The sequence below is a fragment of the Massilia sp. 9096 genome (assembly GCF_000745265.1).
Classification (GTDB): Bacteria; Pseudomonadota; Gammaproteobacteria; order Burkholderiales; family Burkholderiaceae_D; genus Telluria.
Genome location: NZ_JQNN01000001.1, coordinates 3,032,541 through 3,050,055, shown reverse-complemented (window position 1 = coordinate 3,050,055; position 17,515 = coordinate 3,032,541). Strand labels below are relative to the sequence as shown.

Sequence of the window (17,515 nt, the reverse complement as noted above, 5' to 3'; positions counted from 1 at the left end):
CTTATGATCCCAATCAAGCCAGCCGCGCCCGAGACCGGCGCGCCGCGCACCCCGGCCAGCGCCGCCCTGCAATACCTGCAGCCCGGCGCCTTGAACCTGACCGCGCTGCCGCCGCTGTCGCTGTACATCCACTGGCCCTGGTGCGTGCGCAAGTGCCCGTACTGCGATTTCAACTCGCACGAATCGAACGGCCCGATTCCCGAACAGGCCTACCTGGACGCCCTGCGCGCCGACCTGGAAAGTTCGCTGCCGCTGATCTGGGGCCGCAAGATCCACACGGTGTTCATCGGCGGCGGCACGCCCAGCCTGATGTCGGCGGCCGGCCTGGAGCGCCTGATGTCGGACCTGCGCACGCTGCTGCCGCTCGACCTCGACGCCGAGATCACGATGGAAGCCAATCCGGGCACCTTCGAGGCCGACAAGTTCCGCCAGTTCCGCGAGAGCGGCATCAACCGCCTGTCGATCGGCATCCAGAGCTTCAACGGCGCGCACCTGCAGGCGCTGGGCCGCATCCACGACGCGCGCGAGGCGATCAAGGCGGTCGAGATCGCGCACGCCACCTTCGATAACTTCAACCTCGACCTGATGTATGCGCTGCCGCGCCAGACGCTGCTCGAAGCCCGCCAGGACATCGACACCGCGCTGTCGTTCGCGCCGCCGCACCTGTCGCTGTACCACCTGACGATGGAGCCGAACACGGTGTTCGCGAAATACCCGCCGCCGCTGCCGGACGACGACGAAAGCGCCGACATCCAGGACATGATCTTCGAGCGCATGGCGGGGGCGGGCTACCAGCATTACGAGGTGTCGGCGTATGCCAGGGCCGGACAGCGCGCGCGCCACAACCTGAACTACTGGAATTTCGGGGATTATCTCGGCATCGGCGCCGGCGCGCATTCGAAGCTGTCGTTCCCGCACCGCGTGCTGCGCCAGGCGCGCTACAAGCAGCCGCAATCGTTCATGGACGCGGCCAGGCAGGGCAATGCGGTCAGCGAGGAGCACGAGATCACGCGCGCCGAGATGGGCTTCGAGTTCATGCTCAACGCGCTGCGCCTGAGCGAAGGATTCGATCCCAACCTGTTCGGCGAGCGCACCGGCATGACGATCAACGCGATCGACAAGCCGCTCAACGAGGCGGAAGCGAAGGGCCTGATCACGCGCGACTTCAAGCTGATCAAGCCCACCGAGCTGGGTCAGCGCTTCCTGAACGACCTGCAAGAGATGTTCCTGGGCGAGTAAGCCCAGGAAGGGTTGGCCTTACTTCAGAACTGTTCCCACTCGTCCTGTGCCAGGGCCGGCTCGCGCTTGGCGCTCGCACGCTGGGCGCTCGCGCGTGCGGGCGCGGGCGCGGCGGCCAGGCGCTTGGCAGCAGCCGGGGCAGGGCGGGCCGGGACTGCGCGGGCGCGGGCCGGCTGCGCCGCCGGCGCCATCGCGGCGCCTTGCGCGCCAAGGCGGAACCGGCTCACCATCTGCTCCAGGTGCGCCGCCTGTTCCTGCATGCTGGCTGCCGCCGCGGCGGCTTCCTCGACCAGCGCGGCGTTCTGCTGCGTCATCTGGTCCATCTGCGTGATCGCCGTGTTAACCTGGTCGATGCCGGCGCTCTGCTCGCGGCTGGCGGCGGTGATCTCGGCCATGATGTCGGTCACGCGCGCCACGCTGGTGACGACTTCGCCGATGGTGGCGCCGGCCTGCTGCACCAGCACCGTGCCGGCGTTGACCTGGGTGACCGAGTCGCCGATCAGCGCCTTGATCTCCTTGGCCGCGCTGGCCGAACGCTGCGCCAGGTTGCGCACCTCCGAGGCCACCACCGCGAAGCCGCGTCCCTGCTCGCCGGCGCGCGCCGCTTCCACCGCCGCGTTCAACGCCAGGATATTGGTCTGGAAGGCGATCCCGTCGATGACGCCGATGATGTCGACGATCTTGCGCGAAGCGCCGTCGATCGCGCCCATGGTCTCGACCACCTGGCCGACGATCTCGCCGCCGCGCACGGCCACTTGCGAGGCCGCCTGCGCCATCTGGTTGGCCTGGGTCGCGTTGTCGGCATTGTGGCGCACGGTCGAGGTCAGCTCTTCCATCGACGAGGCGGTTTCTTCCAGCGCACCGGCCTGCTGCTCGGTGCGGCTGGAGAGGTCGAGGTTGCCGGTGGCGATCTCGCTCGAGGCGCCGGCGATCGAGCGGGTGCCGTGCTGGACTTCGGACACCACCTTGGCCAGGCCGTCGTTCATGCCCTGCATGGCGCGCATCAGGTCGCCGAGTTCGTCGCGGCGCTGGCGTTCGAACACGCCGCTCAGGTCGCCGTCGGCGACGGTTTCGGCGGCCTGTACCGCGTCGGCCAGCGGACGGGTGATGCTGCGCGTGATCGCCACCGCGGCCAGCGCCCCGAGCACGATCATCAGGCCGTTCATCAGTTCCACCAGGCGCGCACGCTCGTCGTAGGCGGTCTGGATCGAGCTCTTCATCTCGTCGATGGTGCGGCGCTCGGTCGCGAGCAGGGTCTTGAGCGACTCGGCGTAGTTGCGTCCGGCGGCCTGGAACTGCTCCTTGTAGAGACGCTCGGCCGCGTCGTTGTCGCCGGCCTTCTTGGCCTCCATCACGGCGTTCTTGGCGGCCTGGAACTTGGCGCGCATCTGCTGCACCGTGTCCATCTGGGTTTTTTCCTCCGCCGTATCGAGCAGCGGCTCGACCTGCTTGATCACGGCCGTGGTGTTGTTGACGGCCGTGGCGATCTGCTCGGCGAACACCGCGCTCAGGGTATTGTCGGTGCTGCGCGCGATCAGCGAGGTACGCTCGATCGCCGAGTACGTCAGCACGTACCAGTCGGAGACCAGGCGCTCCTTATGCAGCGGCATGTCCATCATGCGCGCGGTGGCCTGGGCATTGGCGCGCGCGGTCAGCAGCGCGGACGCGGCGGCGATGATGGCGAGGATCAGGATCAGCGCGAAGGCGGCGGCCAGACGGGTGCCGATGCGCAGGTGTTGGAGGAAATAATTCATGTCTCTGGGCGTGTCGAACGGAGCTGGATATTCTGGATGGCAACAGTTTATTCGCCATTTATGTCCAGCTGGAAACTTTATGTGTTTTTTCGATGTTCTGTGGCGAATCGACACGCGTAAGTACGCGTTTTGCATACCTTGTCGATGTCTGGCCGGGGTCACGGCGCTGTTGCAGATCCAGCCGAACACCATCGGCGCACGTTCCTTGCCGAAGGCCAGGCGGTGTGCCCGTGTTCGGGAGAACGCCGATCAGGGACAGCCGAGCGCGTCCGCCACCTCGAGCAGGCTGTCGGCGACCACGTCCCAGTCCTGCTCGACGTGCAGGTCGGTGGTCTGGCGCGGGCCGTGCTCGTGCGGGCGGCGCACGAAGATGGTCTTGAGGCCGAGCGCGCGCGCGGCGGCCAGGTCCTGGTTGTGGGCGGCGACCATCGCAACCTCGGCGGGCGCGTAACCGGCCGCGGCGATCGAGGCCAGGTAGACCTCGGGCTTGGGCTTGTAGTCGCGCGCCATCTCGGCGCCCAGCAGCACGTCCCAGGGCAGGCCGCCGAAGCGCGCCAGGCGCAGCATGCCGCCGATGGAACCGTTCGACACCGGCGCGATGGCGAAACGGCGCTTCAGGCGCGCCAGGCCCTCGAGCGCCTCGGGCCAGGGATCGAGGCGCTCCCAGGCGCGGTTCAGTTCATCGAGCTCGGCGGCCGGGATGGCGTCCGGCTCGACCCCATACCGGGCCAGCACATCCTCGAGGTTCTCGCGGTTGAGCACGTCGAGTCTGGTCCAGGGCCGCGCGCCGCTGCGCACGGTTTCCATCGCCGGCTGGTAGCGCGCGCGCCAGGCATCGGCGAAGACGTGCGGTTCGGCGTCGATGCCGTGGCGCGCGAGGAAGGGCGCGGCGGCGCGCGCCACGCCCGAGCGCCAGTCGACCACGGTGCCGAACACGTCGAAGCCGAGCAGCTGGAGCTGGCTGAAATCCGCGGGATCGCTCATCGAAGTCTCCTTCAGCTTTGCTGGCCGGCGGCCAGCGCTTCGATCGTGTGGGCCAGGCCGCTCACCACGCGTGCGACGCTGTCGTAGTCGACCTTGTCGGGCGTGTCGTCGGCGGTGTGGTAGTAGGGATAGCGCATGAAGGCGGTGTCGGTGATCATGATCGCCGGGTAGCCGAAGCGGTTATACGACGCGTGGTCGGACAGCGTCACGCCCTGCACGTAGTCCGGCGCCGCCAGGCCGTGGGCCGGGAAGTCGGAGGCGCCCCGGAACGCCGCCAGCGCCTGCTGGACCAGGCGCGACGACTGCAGCGTGCCCACGAAAGCGATGAAGTTGCCGGTGTCCGGATAGCGTCCCTCGAGGCCCGGCGGCAGCTGCTGGCTGTGGCGCTGCTGCGAGTACCAGCCGATGGTTTCGAGGATCAGCGCGCCGGCCACGTTCATGCCGTCGGCATGCAATTGGCGCGCGTGCTGCATGCTGCCCATCTCGCTGCCCATGAACCAGGGCGGCTCTTCGTTGACGAAAAAGACGAACTTGATCTCGGTGCCCTGGCTCGGGCTCAGCGTCTTGAGCAGGCGCGCCAGTTCCAGCACCGCCGCCGTGCCGCTGCCGTTGTCGTTGGCACCCGGCGCACCCGGTGCGGAATCGTAGTGTGCGCCAACGATGAAGATGCGCGCCGGCTTTTGATGCGGCGCGACGTTGGCGACCGACACCTCGATGTTGCGCACCTTCTGCCCGCCGGCTTTGTATTCCTGGCGATGGATGGCGTAGCCTTCTGCGCGCAGCGCGGTCTCGATGTAGCGCGCGGCCTGTTCGAGCTGCTGCGGGTTGGCGGTGTTGTGTTCCTCGGACGCGATCGCCTGCACGTGCGCGCGCAGGCGATCGGCGAGCGAAGGCGCGACCGGTGCGGCGCCCGGTTTCACGGTGAAGGTCGCCAGCACGACCAGCAGGAGGATGACGACAATGGCTTTCCAGTGGTCTCGTAGAAAGGAGCGCATGATCCGGCGCGCCGGCGCGAAGGGCGGCCGGCCGCAAACGGGCTGGCCCACGCCAACATGAACGCCCAGGCGAGCGTAAAAAAAAGACCGGGGCCGGCCTGCGATTTCATCATACCGAAATCGCCGACCGGCCCCGGTTGGGGCACCTCAATCGTGCGGGGTGCGTGCGCCGGGTCAGCGCGCCGCGGTCTGCTGCCCCGGCTCGATCCAGCCGCCGCCGAGTACGCGGTACAGCACCACCTGGTTCTGCAGGCGCGCCAGGTTGGCTTCGATCGACTGCTGCTGGGCGGTGAACAGCGAGCGCTGGGCGTCCAGCAGGTCGAGCTGGCTGGAGATGCCGTTGCGGTACTGCAGGTCGGACAGCTTGAAGCGGTCGGCCTCGGCCTGCGCCACCGCCTGCTGCGCGCGCAGCTGGGCGGCGTAGGTCGCCTGGCCGGCCAGCGCGTCGGCGACTTCGCGGAACGCGGTCTGGATGCTCTTCTCGTACTGCGCCACCGAGATGTCACGCTGGGCGCGTGCGCTCTCGAGGCCGGCGCGGTTGCGGCCGAAGTCGAAGATCGGCAGCACCACCGACGGCGCGAAGCTCCAGCCCAGGCCGTTGCTGGTCAGGTTGGAGAGCTGGTTGCTGATGCCGCCGGCTTCGCCCGTCAGCGTGATGCGCGGGAAGAAGTTGGCGCGCGCCGCGCCGATGTCGGCGTTGGCGGCGACCAGCTGCTGCTCGGCCGAACGCACGTCCGGACGGGTCGCCAGCAGGTCCGACGGCAGCCCGGCCGGCAGGTCCGGCAGGTTGGTGTCGGCCAGCGTCAGGCCTTGCGGCAGGTTGTCCGGAATCGGCTGGCCGATCAGCAGCGTCAGCAGGTTCAGGTCCTGAGCGCGCTGGCGCTGGGCCTGGGCCAGCGTGGTGCGGGCCTGCTCGACCAGCGAGACCGCCTGGTCGAGTTCGAGGCGCGAAGCGACGCCGTTGTCGAAGCGCAGCTGGGTCAGGCGCAGCGAATCCTCGCGCGTCTTCAGGGTCTGCTGGGTCAGGTCGAGCAGCTCCTGGTCGGCCAGGAAGGTCAGGTAGGTGTTGGCCACCTGCGAGATCAGGCTGATCTGCACCGTCTTGCGCGACTCCTCGGTGGCCAGGAACTGCGCCTGGGCTGCTTCGGTCAGGTTGCGCAGGCGCCCGAACAAGTCCAGCTCGAAGCTCGACACGGCCAGGCCAGCCGAGTAGGTGCTCGAGATCGGCGCATCGTGGCCGGCCTTGACGCGGTTGGCGCTGGCGCCCAGGCCGATCGCGGGGAACTGGCCGGCGCGCTGGATCTGGTAGGCGGCGCGCGCCTGCTCGATGTTCAGCACGGCCACGCGCAGGTCGCGGTTGTTGTTCAACGCCAGCGTGATCAGCTGCTGCAGGCGCTGGTCGGTGAAGAAGTGCTGCCAGGCGATGCTGGCCGGCGCCTGGGGCGCGACCGGGTTACCGCTGTTGACGGTACCTTCCACGGTCGGGAATGCGCCCGCGACCGGCGCCGCCGGACGTTCGTACTTCGGCGCCAGATTCACACAGCCGGCCAGGACCAGGGCCATGGTCAGCGGGAGCAGGGAAGAGAGTCGTTTCATGGTGGTCATCAGGTTTTGGATTCAGCAATTCTCTCTTGTTCGTCATGGGTGTTCAAGTCTTGCTGCCGCTTGCTGCCCTTGAAAAAGCTGCGAATGACAACAAAGAACGCCGGCACGAAGAACACGCCGAGCAGGGTCGCGGTGATCATGCCGCCCATCACGCCGGTGCCGATCGCGCGCTGCGAAGCCGCGCCGGCGCCGCTCGCCACCACCAGCGGCAGTACGCCGAGGATGAAGGCCAGCGAGGTCATGATGATCGGGCGGAAGCGCAGGTGCGCCGCTTCCAGCGCGGCCTCGAACGGCGACTTGCCCTGCGCCTGCAGGTCTTTCGCGAACTCGACGATCAGGATCGCGTTCTTCGCCGCCAGGCCGATCACGGTGATCAGGCCGACCTTGAAGTACACGTCGTTCGGCATGCCGCGCATGGTCGCGGCCAGCAGCGAGCCGAGCACGCCGAGCGGCACCACCAGCAGCACCGAGACCGGGATCGACCACGATTCGTACAGCGCGGCCAGGGCCAGGAACACCGCCAGCAGCGCGAAGGCGATCAGCACGAAGATGGTCGAGCCGGCCAGGATTTCCTCGCGCGACTGGCCGGTCCATTCGTAGGCGAAGCCGGCCGGCAGCTGGGCCGCCATCTTCTGCATCTCGGCCAGCGCGTCGCCGGTCGAGTGGCCCGGAGCGGCGTCGCCGGTGATGCTCATCGCCGGATAGCCGTTGTAGCGCGTGGTCTGCATCGGACCGGTGACCCAGCGCGTCGTGGCGAAGGCCGACATCGGCACCGGCTGGCCCTTGGTGTTCAGGGCGTTGATCTTCAGCAGGTCTTCCGGCTGCATGCGGTCGCGCGCATCGGCCTGCACGATCACGCGCTGCAGGCGGCCGGCGTTCGGGAAGTCGTTCACGTATGCCGAACCAATCGAGGTCGACAGCGCGGTATTGATCGCGTCGAACGTGACGCCCAGGGCTTGCGCCTTGTCGCGGTCGATGTCCAGGCGCAGCTGCGGCGCGTCTTCCAGGCCTTCCGGACGGATGCCGGTCAGGACCGGGTTCTTCATCGCCATTCCCAGCATCTGGTTACGCGCCTGCAGCAGGGCGTCGTGGCCGAGGCCGCCGCGGTCCTGGAGACGGAACGAGAAACCGGTGCCGCGGCCCAGTTCGGGGATCGGCGGCGGGCTCACCACGAAGATGAACGAGTCGCGCAGCGCGCCCATGTGCATGGTCACGCGGTTGGCGAAGTCCTGCGCGGCCTGGCCGGCGCCCTTGCGGTCTTCCCAGGATTTCAGCGGGATGAAGGCGAGACCCATGTTCTGGCCCTGGCCCGAGAACGAGAACCCGGTCACGGCCACCATGTCGGCCACTTCGGGCTGCTTGAGCACGTAGTTTTCCATGGCTTTGAGGACGGCGTCGGTACGCTCGGCGGTGGCGCCCGGCGGCAGCTGGATGTTGGCGATCACGTAGCCCTGGTCTTCGTTCGGCAGGAACGAGTTCGGCATGCGCGCGAAGATCAGGCCGACCAGGCCGATCAGCAGCACGAACACGACGAAGGCGCGGCCGGTGCGCTTGAGGATCTTGCCGACGATGCCTTCATAGCGCTTGGCGCCGGTGCTGAAGGTGCGGTTGAACCAGCCGAAGAAGCCGCGCTTCTCCATGTGGTGGCCGGCTTCGACCGGCTTGAGCAGGGTGGCGCACAGCGCCGGCGTCAGCGACAGCGCCAGGAAGGCCGAGAACGCGATCGAGGACACCATCACCGCCGAGAACTGGCGGTAGATGTTGCCGACCGAACCGGCGAAGAAGGCCAGCGGCACGAACACCGAGATCAGCACCACGGTCACGCCGATGATCGCGCCGGAGATCTGGCCCATCGCCTTGCGGGTTGCAGGCAGCGGCGCCAGGCCTTCCTCGGACATGATGCGCTCGACGTTCTCCACCACCACGATGGCGTCGTCGACCACGATACCGATCACCAGCACCATGCCGAACATGGTCAGCACGTTGATCGAGAAGCCCAGCGCGAACAGGGTCGCGAACGAGCCGAGCAGGGCGACCGGGACCACGATGGTCGGGATCAGGGTGTAGCGGATGTTCTGCAGGAAGATGAACATCACGATGAACACCAGGATGATCGCTTCGACCAGGGTTTCCACCACCTGGCTGATCGAGACCTGGATGAACTTGGTCGAGTCGTACGGGATGTCGTAGCGCATGCCCTTCGGGAAGTACTTCTGCAGCTCGGCCATGCGCGCCTTGATCAGGTTCGCGGTTTCGAGCGCGTTACCGGACGGCGACAACTGCACGCCGATACCGGTCGCGACCTTGCCGTTCAGGCGCGTCGACGTCGAATAGGCCTGGCCGCCGATCTCGATGCGCGCCACGTCCTTCAGGCGCACGGTCGAGCCGTCCGGGTTGGCGCGCAGCACGATGTTGCCGAACTGCTCGATGGTGCTGAGCTGGCCGGTCACGACCACGGTCGCGGTGATCTGCTGGCCCTGCGCCAGCGGCAGGTCGCCGATCGTACCCGAAGCCACCTGGGCGTTCTGGGCGCGGATCGCGTTGTTGACGTCGTTCGGCGACATGTTGAAGCCGACCAGCTTGGCCGGATCGATCCAGATGCGCATCGCCCTTTCGGTGCCGAACAGCTGGGCCTGGCCCACACCCTTGATGCGCTGGATCTCGGGCAGCACGTTACGCGAGGCATAGTCGCCCAGCGCCACGCTGTCCCAGTTCGGGTCGCTCGAGGAGAGGATGGTGAACAGCAGGAAGTTCGAACGCGATTTGTCCACGCGCACGCCCTGCTGGGTCACGGCCGCGGGCAGGCGCGGGGTCGCGCGCGACAGGCGGTTCTGGACGTCGACCTGGGCCAGGTCGGGGTCGGTGCCGGTCTCGTACGAGATCGTGATGGTGCCGGTGCCGTTGGCCTGGCTGGTCGACTCCATGTAGATCATGCCGGGCGAGCCGTTCATCTCGCGCTCGATCACCGAGATGACCGAGTCGTCGAGGGTCTGGGCCGAGGCGCCCGGATAAGCGACGCTGACGACGATCGACGGCGGCGCCACGGTCGGATATTGCGCGATCGGCAGCTGCTTGATGGCGACGCCGCCAAGCACCATGATGAACAGCGCGATCACCCAGGCAAAAATTGGGCGGTCAATAAAAAAACGTGCCATTGACTAGAGTCCTATCGATTACTGGCGGGTGTTGCCCGGGCCGGCGGCGGCGCCAGCGGCTGGCGAACCGGCTTGCGGCGTGTTCGACGACGGGCCGACGGTGGTGGCCTTGGCGCCGCTCACGTTCGGCGCCGCGGCGGCGTTGCCGGCGCTGGCCGTGGCCGAGTTGTCGTTCTGCGGGGTCCAGGCGACCGGCTGCACCGGGGTGCCCGGAGGCAGCATCTGCAGTTTCTGGAAGCCGTCCACCATGACCTTCTCGCCTTCCTGCAGGCCGCCGGTGACGACCCAGTTGCTGCCGTTCTGCGAGGCGATCTTGACCGGACGCGGGACCGGCTTGTTGTCGGCGCCGATCACCATCAGGGTGTCGCCCTGGGCGCCGCCGCGGGTGACGGCCTGCTGCGGCACCAGGATGGCCGACGGGACTTCGCTCTGCGCCAGGCGCACGCGCACGTACTGGCCCGGCAGCAGATCCTGGTCCGGGTTGGCGATCTGGGCGCGCAGGGTCACCTGGCCGCTGGTCGGGTCGACGGTGATGTCGGAGAACAGCAGCTTGCCCTGGCGGCCGAGGTCGGTGCCGTCGTCGCGCACGACCGTGACCGGGACGCCCGAGGTCATGCCCTTGTCGGCGGCGTTCTTGCGCAGGCGCTGCAGGTCGGCGGCCGATTCGGTGATGTTCAGGAAGACCGTGTCGGTCTGCTGGATCAGCGCCAGCTGGGTCGCTTCGGTGGCCGAGACCAGCGCGCCTTCGGTGACCAGGGCGCGGCCGATGCGGCCGCTGATCGGGGCGTACACGTTCGAGTAATCGACGTTGATCTTGGCGATGCGCGCCTGGGCCTGGGCCGAGTTGACGTCGGCGGCGGCCTGCTTGGCGGTGGCGACCGCGTTGGTGTAGTCCTGGGCGCTGATCGCCTGGGCCTGCACCAGCGGCTTGTAGCGCTCGGCGGTGGCGTTGGCGGACGCTTGCACGGCCTGGGCGCGGACCACTGCGGCGTTCGCGGCGTTCAGCTGGGCCTGGTAAGGCTCGGGGTCGATCTGGAACAGGGACTGGCCCTGCTTGACTATGCTGCCCTCGGTAAACAGGCGCTTGAGCACCACGCCGTTGACGCGGGCGCGGACTTCGGCCACGCGCACGGCTTCGACGCGCGCAGGCAGTTCGGACTCGAGCGCGACCGATTGGACTTTGGCGGTGATCACGCCGACTTGCGGCGGCGGCATCTTGCCGCCGGGGCCGCCAGGTGCGCCGCCGGCCGGGGCGGCGTCCTTGTGGCCGCAGGCCGACAGCAGGGCGACGGCCACCAGGGTGCTCGCGGCGACCTTGGTCAAGGAGAGGGAAGAAGAGTGGGCAGAGCGCATTAAATGGCTTCCTTCAGTTATAGATAGTACAAAACCGCCCGGCGGCGCTACGCTGGCGTCGCAAACGGTTTTATCGCTGGCTTTTGAACAAACCCGGATATACTATCATGAGTGTATGTTTAGGGTTTGAACCCCGCGAAAAAGGAGAGGCCGGCTGATGGCCCGTAGAACCAAAGAAGAAGCAGCCGCCACGCGCGACAATATTTTGGATGCTGCTGAGCAATTATTTGTCGAGCAAGGCGTGTCACGTACGACGTTGCAGCATATAGCAACCGCTGCCGGCGTGACGCGCGGTGCGATCTATTGGCATTTCGACGACAAGGGTGCGCTGTTCAACGCGATGATGGACCGCGCAACGCTGCCGCTCGAAGCAGAACTGCAGCTGCTCGACCAGTCCGAATCGGCCGACCCGCTGGCCGACCTGCGCGATTATCTGCTGGCGGTACTGCGCCGCACCGTTGACGATCCGGGCGCGCGGCGTGTGTTCGAGATCGCCACCTTGAAGGTCGAGTTCGTCGACGAGATGGACGCGGTGCGCCGGCGCCGCCAGTACAGCCTGAGCAACTGGATGGCGCGCGCCGAGCGGCGCATCCGCCTGGCCGCCGACAAGGGCCTGATCGAGCTCTGCGCCGATCCGCGCACGCTGGCGCTGGCGATGTGGACCATGATCGACGGGCTGATCCGCTCGTGGATGTTCGATCCCGCCAGCTTCGACCTGCTGCAGCTGGGCCAGTGCGTGATCGATCCTTATATAGAAGGGCTGCGCGCCGGCAAGCGCGCAGCCCCGGCGGTCACGCTGCCGGACGGCCCAGGCCGAGCCGGGCGAAGCTGACCAGCGCGCCGATCAGCGCCAGCGCCGCCGCGATGGCGAGCGCATCGAAGGTGCCGCGCAGCGGCGACAGCACCAGGCACCACGCCACCAGCGCCGCGCCGAGCGCCTGGCCGGACAGGCGTGCGGTGGCGACGATGCCGCTGGCCCCGCCCGCGCGCTCGCGCGGGGCGCTGCCCATGATCGCTTTCATGTTCGGCGCCTGGAAGAAGCCGAAGCCGACCCCGCACAAGGCCATGCGCCAGGCGATGTCGAGCGCGCCTGCCTGCGCCGGCATCACCAGCAGCGCCAGCATGCCGCCGCACAGCGCCAGCAGGCCGATGCCGCCCAGCAGCCCGGAGTGATAGCGGTCGCTCAGGCGCCCGGCCAGCGGTCCCATGACGCCGACCATGACCGGCCACGGTGTCAGCAGGAAGCCGGTCTCGACCGGCGAACGGCCGAGCGTGGCTTCGAAGTGGAAGGGCAGGGCGACGAACGCCAGGCTCTGGACCGCGAAGGTGCACACCGCGGTCAGCGCCGACAGCGCGAACAGCGGCCGCGCCAGCAGGTCGGTGGGAAAGATCGGCGCCGCCTGGCCGCGCTGGCGCCGCAGCAGCAAGGCGAAGCAGGCCAGCGTGGCCAGCGTTTCCAGGCCCAGGCGGGCCGCCGAGGCGCCGTGGGCGGCGTCGCCGAGCAGCAGGATCAGCAGGCCGAAGGCGAGCGCGTTGTACAGCGCCGCCTTGCGGTCCAGCGCATGCGGTGAGCGGTCGTTGTCCGGCAGGACGCGCCGCGCCAGCACCCAGGCCACGGCGCCCAGCGGCACGTTGATCGCAAACAGCCAGGGCCAGGACGCGAACGACAGGATCAGCGAGGCCAGTGTCGGCCCGACCGCGAACGCGACCGCCACGATCAGCGCATTCACGCCGAAGCCCTGGCCCTGCAGGCGCGCAGGGTAGATGGCGCGCAGCAGCGCCGTGTTGACGCCCATGATCGCGCTGCCGCCGATGCCCTGCAGCAGGCGCGCGGCGACCAGCGACGGCAAGTCCCAGGCCAGCGCGCAGCCGAGCGAGGCCAGGGTGAACAGCGCCAGGCCGGCCGTGGCGACGCGCCGGTAACCGATGCTTTCGCCGAGCGCCGCGAACGGCAGCAGCGTGGCGACCATCGCCAGCTGGTAGATGTTGACGATCCAGACCGAGGCGGCGGCGCCGGCGTGCAACTGCTGCGCCAGCGCCGGCAGCGCGGTGTTGGCGATCGCCGTGTCGAGCGAGGCCATCGAGACCCCGGTCATCAGCGCCGCCATCGCCCACAGGCGGCGCGCCGGCGGCAGGCCGTCGGCGTGTTCCTGCACGTGCGCCGGCCCCGGCGCGAGGTGAGCTGCGATCATGATCAATCCCTGGCGACGCCGGACGGACCGATGCGCTCGGCGTTGGGCAGGTCCGAAATGCGGATGCGGATCAGGTGGCGCTTTTCGTCATCGTAGGTGGTGCGGCCATGCAGCATATGGTGGTTGTCGACCAGCAGCAGGGTGTCGGTGGCCAGCTGGTGCACGAAGCGCGGCGCGGCATGCTCGGCGGCGTGGTTCATGAGCGCGATCGCATCGCGCAGCTCGGGCGTGTCGAGGTCGGGACGCGCGGCCAGGCCCTTCATGATCGAATCGTAGCGCCAGCGTATGGTGCAGCGCGCGCCCGGACGGCGCGCCGGTCCGAACACGGTGGCGGTGAACACCTCGACCTGCTCGTCGCCGGCGGCGTAGATGGCGGGCACGCGGAACGGCACCGGGGTCGTGCTCAGCAGCTCGAAGGCGGCGCGGCCGGCCGGACTGGCCTGCAGCGTCTGGTAAATTTCCTCGACGCCCACCAGCAGCGATTGGCCGCCATTGCAGCGCGCCGCCGCCACCACGTACAGGATGAACTGCTCTTCCGGCATCGGATAGAACGAGGAGTCGGTGTGCATGTCGGCATTGCCGACCCGCTCGGAAAACGTGGTGAAGCGCGCGCCGCCTTCGGCCACCGGACGCGCCTTGACGTCCCAGGCCACGCGGCCGGTGCGCTGGTCGGTCGAGGTCGGATAGCCGAGCATGAGCGTCAGCGCATACAGGACGCCGTTGCGCCGGTCTTCCGGCAGATCCTGCAGGCCGAGATCGCGCAGCACGACGGCATGCGCATTCAGGCCGCGCAGGCCTTCGGTCAAATGGGCCAAAGTTGGCACTTTGGACAATTCCTTGCGCAAGGCAATTTCTTCCGGGTGCGCGTAAAAGCCATTGTCATTGAAGCCATCAAAATGCTTGGACAGGATATCGAGAATCGTATCGAGATCGCGGCCCCAGGAAAATGATGATTTTGCAAATGCAATATTGTCTTTATATTCAATCAAAGAGAGCATTGTTAATTCCAATTTAGTTGCAAGAGTAAAAAGCAAAAGTCCTAATTACGAACCCTTTACAGTGCCCCCCAGTTGTAATTACGCCTCGTTTGTTTCGCAAATGTCGCGAAACTTCAACAAGCGCGCAGACCGCTTCTCATAGAGCCGGCTTGTCCTGTATTATAGTTGATGTACGGCAACATTGTGCCATGTTGCTGAAATTCGACAACGTTTACAGAAAATGAAAACTTCATCCCGATTATCTTTGGCAGGAAAACTAGGCAGTACGTTTGCAGCGGTAATTGCGCTGGCAGTCATTGTTGGCACGGTGGCAATTTGGCAATTGGCACAAGTAAATGACACGTCGATGAAATTGTCGTCGCATTGGATGCCGAGTATTCGTGTTATCGAAGACATCAAATCCCAGATCGCCCGTATTCGTACGCGTGAATTGCAATATGTGCTTTCCAGCGATCAGGCCGAGATGGATAAATACGACCAGGTCATCGCCAAGGACCTGGAAGATCTGAAGAAGATGCAGGACGACTACGTCAAGCTGCAGGTCACGCCACAGGAAAAGGAGATGTATGCGCAGCTCCAGGAGATGTGGGCGCGCTACATGGCCGAGGACGCCAAGATCCGCAGCGCCGGGCGCGCCAACGATGACGACCGCGCCAAGACCCTGCTGCGCGGCGAATCGAACAAGCTCGTGGTGGCCATGCGCGCGCACGTCGACAAGATCGTCGACATGTACACCGATGGCGGCCAGGCCGCCGCGGTCGAGGGCAACCAGCGCTACACCTCGTCGCGCGTCTGGATCCTCGGCCTGGTGCTGGGCAGCGTCGTACTGGGTGCGGCCGGCGCCTTTGCGATCACGCGCTGGCTGATGCGCGGCCTGGGCGGCGAGCCTGACTATGCCACCGAGATCGTCTCGCGCATCGCCGCGGGCGACTTGTCGGTGCAGGTCGAAACCCGCGCCGGCGACCGCTCCAGCCTGCTGTTCGCGATGAAATCGATGCGCGACAACCTGGCCAACATCGTCGGCGACGTGCGCGGCGCCACCGGCACCATCGCCCAGGCCTCGAGCGAGATCGCGGGCGGCAACCTCGACCTGTCCTCGCGCACCGAGCAGCAGGCCAGTTCGCTCGAAGAAACCGCCGCCTCGATGGAGCAGCTGACCGCCACCGTGCGCCAGAACGCCGAGCACGCGGCCCAGGCCAACAGCCTGGCCGACAGCGCCGCCGGCGTCGCGCAAAAGGGCAGCAGCGTGGTCGCCCAGGTGGTCGACACGATGGGTGTGATCCACTCCTCCTCGCGCAAGGTGGTCGACATCATCGGCGTGATCGACGGCATTGCCTTCCAGACCAATATCCTGGCCCTGAACGCGGCGGTCGAAGCGGCGCGTGCCGGCGAGCAGGGCCGCGGCTTCGCCGTGGTCGCGACCGAGGTGCGCAACCTGGCCCAGCGCTCGGCGGCGGCGGCCAGGGAAATCAAGGAGCTGATCGGTAACTCGGTGCAGCAGGTCGAAGCCGGCAATGAACTGGTGTCGCAGGCTGGCGATACCATGGCCGAGGTGCTGCAAAGCGTGCAGCGCATGCACGCGATCATGACCGAGATCAGCTCGGCGAGCCGCGAGCAGAGCGCCGGCATCGAGCAGGTCAACCAGGCGATTTCGCAGATGGACCAGGTCACCCAGCAGAACGCCGCCCTGGTGCAGCAGGCCGCGGGCACCGCCCAGGACCTGCAGGAACAGGCGGGCGCGCTGGAACAGCTGGTCAGCGTGTTCCGCCTGGAGCAGGGTGGCCACGGTGCGTCCGCACTGGCGCCCGCGCGCGCGGGGCAGGCGCGCACGCCCGCGCTGGGCTACGCCTGATCCAGGCTTGATGTACGCCTGAAGCCGGGCGCCTGAGCGAAGGTTCAGGCGCCCGGCTTTTTTTATTCGTTGTCCACGGCGGCCGGTCTGCGTTTTAATGAGGGCATGAGGACGCCAGCCATTCCTTGCGAGTTGTCAAAGCGGCTGGCGCATGTGGCCGCTCACATGACCCTATCCACCGCCGTGTACGATGCGCCTGCGAGTCCTGGCGCACGGGTGCTCTGCGCTACGCTGTTCGGCAGCCCCATCGGCTTGTGCGCGCGCGACGCTTGATCAACGACTGTCATCGAAAGGAACCGCCATGCATGCAACCCAGTCCTTCCTCGAACGGCTTGCCTTGCGCCACCCGATCATCCAGGCGCCGATGGCCGGCGTGTCGACGCCGAAGATGGCGGCCGCGGTCGCCGGTGCCGGTGCGCTCGGTTCGCTCGGGCTGGGGGCCGGCACTGCCGCCCACGCCCGCGCGCTGATCGAGGAGACGCGCGCCCTGAGCCGCGGGCAGCTCAACCTGAACCTGTTCTGTCACGCGCCGGCCGCACGCGACGGCGCGCGCGAAGCGGCCTGGCTGGCGCACGTGGCGCCGCTGTTCGCGGAGGCTGGCGCGCAGCCGCCCGCCGCGCTGGATGAAATCTACCAATCCTTCAACCAGGACGAGGCGATGTTCCGCACCGTGCTGGAGGCGCGCCCGAGCGTGGTCAGCTTTCACTTCGGCCTGCCGTCGAGCGAACGCATCGCCGCTTTCCACGACGCCGGCGTGTTCACGATGGCGACCGCGACCAACTTGCAGGAGGCGCGCGCGATCGAGGCGGCAGGCGTCCAGGCCATCGTCGCCCAGGGTTTTGAAGCCGGCGGGCACCGCGGCATGTTCGACCCGGAAGCGACCGACGAGCGCCTGAGCACGGCGGTGCTGGTGCGGCTGCTGGTCAAACAGACCCGCTTGCCGGTCGTGGCCGCCGGCGGCGTGATGGATGGCGCCGGTGTCCGGGCGATGCTGGACCTGGGCGCGGCGGCGGCGCAGCTGGGCACCGCCTTCATCCTGTGCCCGGAATCGGCGGCGAGCGGCGCCTACCGCGCCAACCTGAAGAGCGAGCGCGCCTGCGCCACGCGCATGACGGCCGCGATCTCGGGGCGGCCGGCGCGCGGCATGTTCAACCGCCTGATCGCGCACGGCGACGCGCCCGGCAGCCCGCCGGCGGCAGCGTACCCGGTGGCCTACGACGCGGCCAAGCAGCTGCACGCGGCCGCATCGAAGTCCGGCAACCACGAATTCGCGGCGCAGTGGGCGGGTCAAGGGGCGCCGCTGGCGCGCGAGATGGGGGCGGGGGCGCTGGTGCGGCTGCTGGCCGAGGAGCTGCAGGGATAAACAGCGCGCGTCGGCCGCCTGGCAA

Annotated in this window: 13 protein-coding genes; 5 read left to right on the top strand and 8 right to left on the bottom strand. The window is 67.5% G+C overall.

Annotation, left to right across the window (positions count from 1 at the left end):
- Positions 1-3: 3 nt before the first annotated feature.
- Positions 4-1,239, top strand: coding sequence for a radical SAM family heme chaperone HemW (gene hemW / locus FA90_RS13050; protein WP_036169335.1), 1,236 nt, complete (start codon positions 4-6; stop codon positions 1,237-1,239).
- Between the two features lie 23 nt (positions 1,240-1,262).
- On the opposite strand, the gene FA90_RS13045 is transcribed toward hemW, so the two are convergent.
- The 6 genes from FA90_RS13045 to FA90_RS13020 all read right to left on the bottom strand — a co-directional run bounded on the left by FA90_RS13045 (position 1,263) and on the right by FA90_RS13020 (position 11,085).
- Positions 1,263-2,993, bottom strand: coding sequence for a methyl-accepting chemotaxis protein (locus FA90_RS13045; RefSeq protein ID WP_036169333.1), 1,731 nt, complete (start codon positions 2,991-2,993; stop codon positions 1,263-1,265).
- 249 nt (positions 2,994-3,242) lie between these two features.
- Positions 3,243-3,977 (bottom strand): haloacid dehalogenase type II, encoded by a 735-nt coding sequence (locus FA90_RS13040; RefSeq protein WP_036169331.1) that lies wholly within the window; start codon positions 3,975-3,977, stop codon positions 3,243-3,245.
- An 11-nt stretch (positions 3,978-3,988) separates the two neighbouring features.
- The gene (locus tag FA90_RS13035; protein ID WP_081933836.1) at positions 3,989-4,972 is read right to left on the bottom strand and encodes a M28 family peptidase; all 984 of its coding nucleotides are present in this window, start codon (positions 4,970-4,972) and stop codon (positions 3,989-3,991) included.
- Positions 4,973-5,146: 174 nt separating this feature from the next.
- Positions 5,147-6,568 carry an efflux transporter outer membrane subunit gene (locus FA90_RS13030; protein ID WP_036175584.1) on the bottom strand — a complete coding sequence of 474 codons (1,422 nt, stop codon included), beginning with the start codon at positions 6,566-6,568 and terminating at the stop codon, positions 5,147-5,149.
- An 8-nt stretch (positions 6,569-6,576) separates the two neighbouring features.
- Positions 6,577-9,732 carry an efflux RND transporter permease subunit gene (locus FA90_RS13025; RefSeq protein WP_036169329.1) on the bottom strand — a complete coding sequence of 1,052 codons (3,156 nt, stop codon included), beginning with the start codon at positions 9,730-9,732 and terminating at the stop codon, positions 6,577-6,579.
- A gap of 18 nt (positions 9,733-9,750) precedes the next feature.
- Positions 9,751-11,085 (bottom strand): efflux RND transporter periplasmic adaptor subunit, encoded by a 1,335-nt coding sequence (locus tag FA90_RS13020; RefSeq protein WP_036169326.1) that lies wholly within the window; start codon positions 11,083-11,085, stop codon positions 9,751-9,753.
- A 157-nt stretch (positions 11,086-11,242) separates the two neighbouring features.
- Here FA90_RS13020 and FA90_RS13015 point away from each other — a divergent pair, with 157 nt between their 5' ends.
- The gene (locus tag FA90_RS13015) at positions 11,243-11,917 is read left to right on the top strand and encodes a TetR family transcriptional regulator (RefSeq protein ID WP_081933835.1); all 675 of its coding nucleotides are present in this window, start codon (positions 11,243-11,245) and stop codon (positions 11,915-11,917) included.
- Here FA90_RS13015 and FA90_RS13010 read toward each other — a convergent pair.
- Complete coding sequence (locus tag FA90_RS13010; RefSeq protein WP_051971764.1) at positions 11,877-13,277, bottom strand: MFS transporter; 1,401 nt, start codon at positions 13,275-13,277, stop codon at positions 11,877-11,879. The two genes, FA90_RS13015 and FA90_RS13010, sit on opposite strands and share 41 nt — an antisense overlap.
- 2 nt (positions 13,278-13,279) lie before the next feature.
- Positions 13,280-14,044, bottom strand: a complete 765-nt coding sequence (locus tag FA90_RS13005) for a TauD/TfdA family dioxygenase (RefSeq protein WP_197065297.1) — start codon at positions 14,042-14,044, stop codon at positions 13,280-13,282.
- Positions 14,045-14,050: 6 nt separating this feature from the next.
- On the opposite strand from FA90_RS13005, the gene FA90_RS26965 reads away from it, so the two are divergent.
- The 3 genes from FA90_RS26965 (at position 14,051) to FA90_RS12995 (ending at position 17,490) form a co-directional block, all read left to right on the top strand.
- The gene (locus tag FA90_RS26965) at positions 14,051-14,227 is read left to right on the top strand and encodes a hypothetical protein (RefSeq protein WP_197065296.1); all 177 of its coding nucleotides are present in this window, start codon (positions 14,051-14,053) and stop codon (positions 14,225-14,227) included.
- Positions 14,228-14,495: 268 nt separating this feature from the next.
- Positions 14,496-16,127 (top strand): methyl-accepting chemotaxis protein, encoded by a 1,632-nt coding sequence (locus tag FA90_RS27520; RefSeq protein WP_081933833.1) that lies wholly within the window; start codon positions 14,496-14,498, stop codon positions 16,125-16,127.
- A 301-nt stretch (positions 16,128-16,428) separates the two neighbouring features.
- Entirely contained in the window at positions 16,429-17,490 is a 1,062-nt protein-coding gene (locus tag FA90_RS12995) for a nitronate monooxygenase family protein (RefSeq protein WP_036169321.1), read from the top strand.
- Positions 17,491-17,515 lie beyond the last annotated feature (25 nt).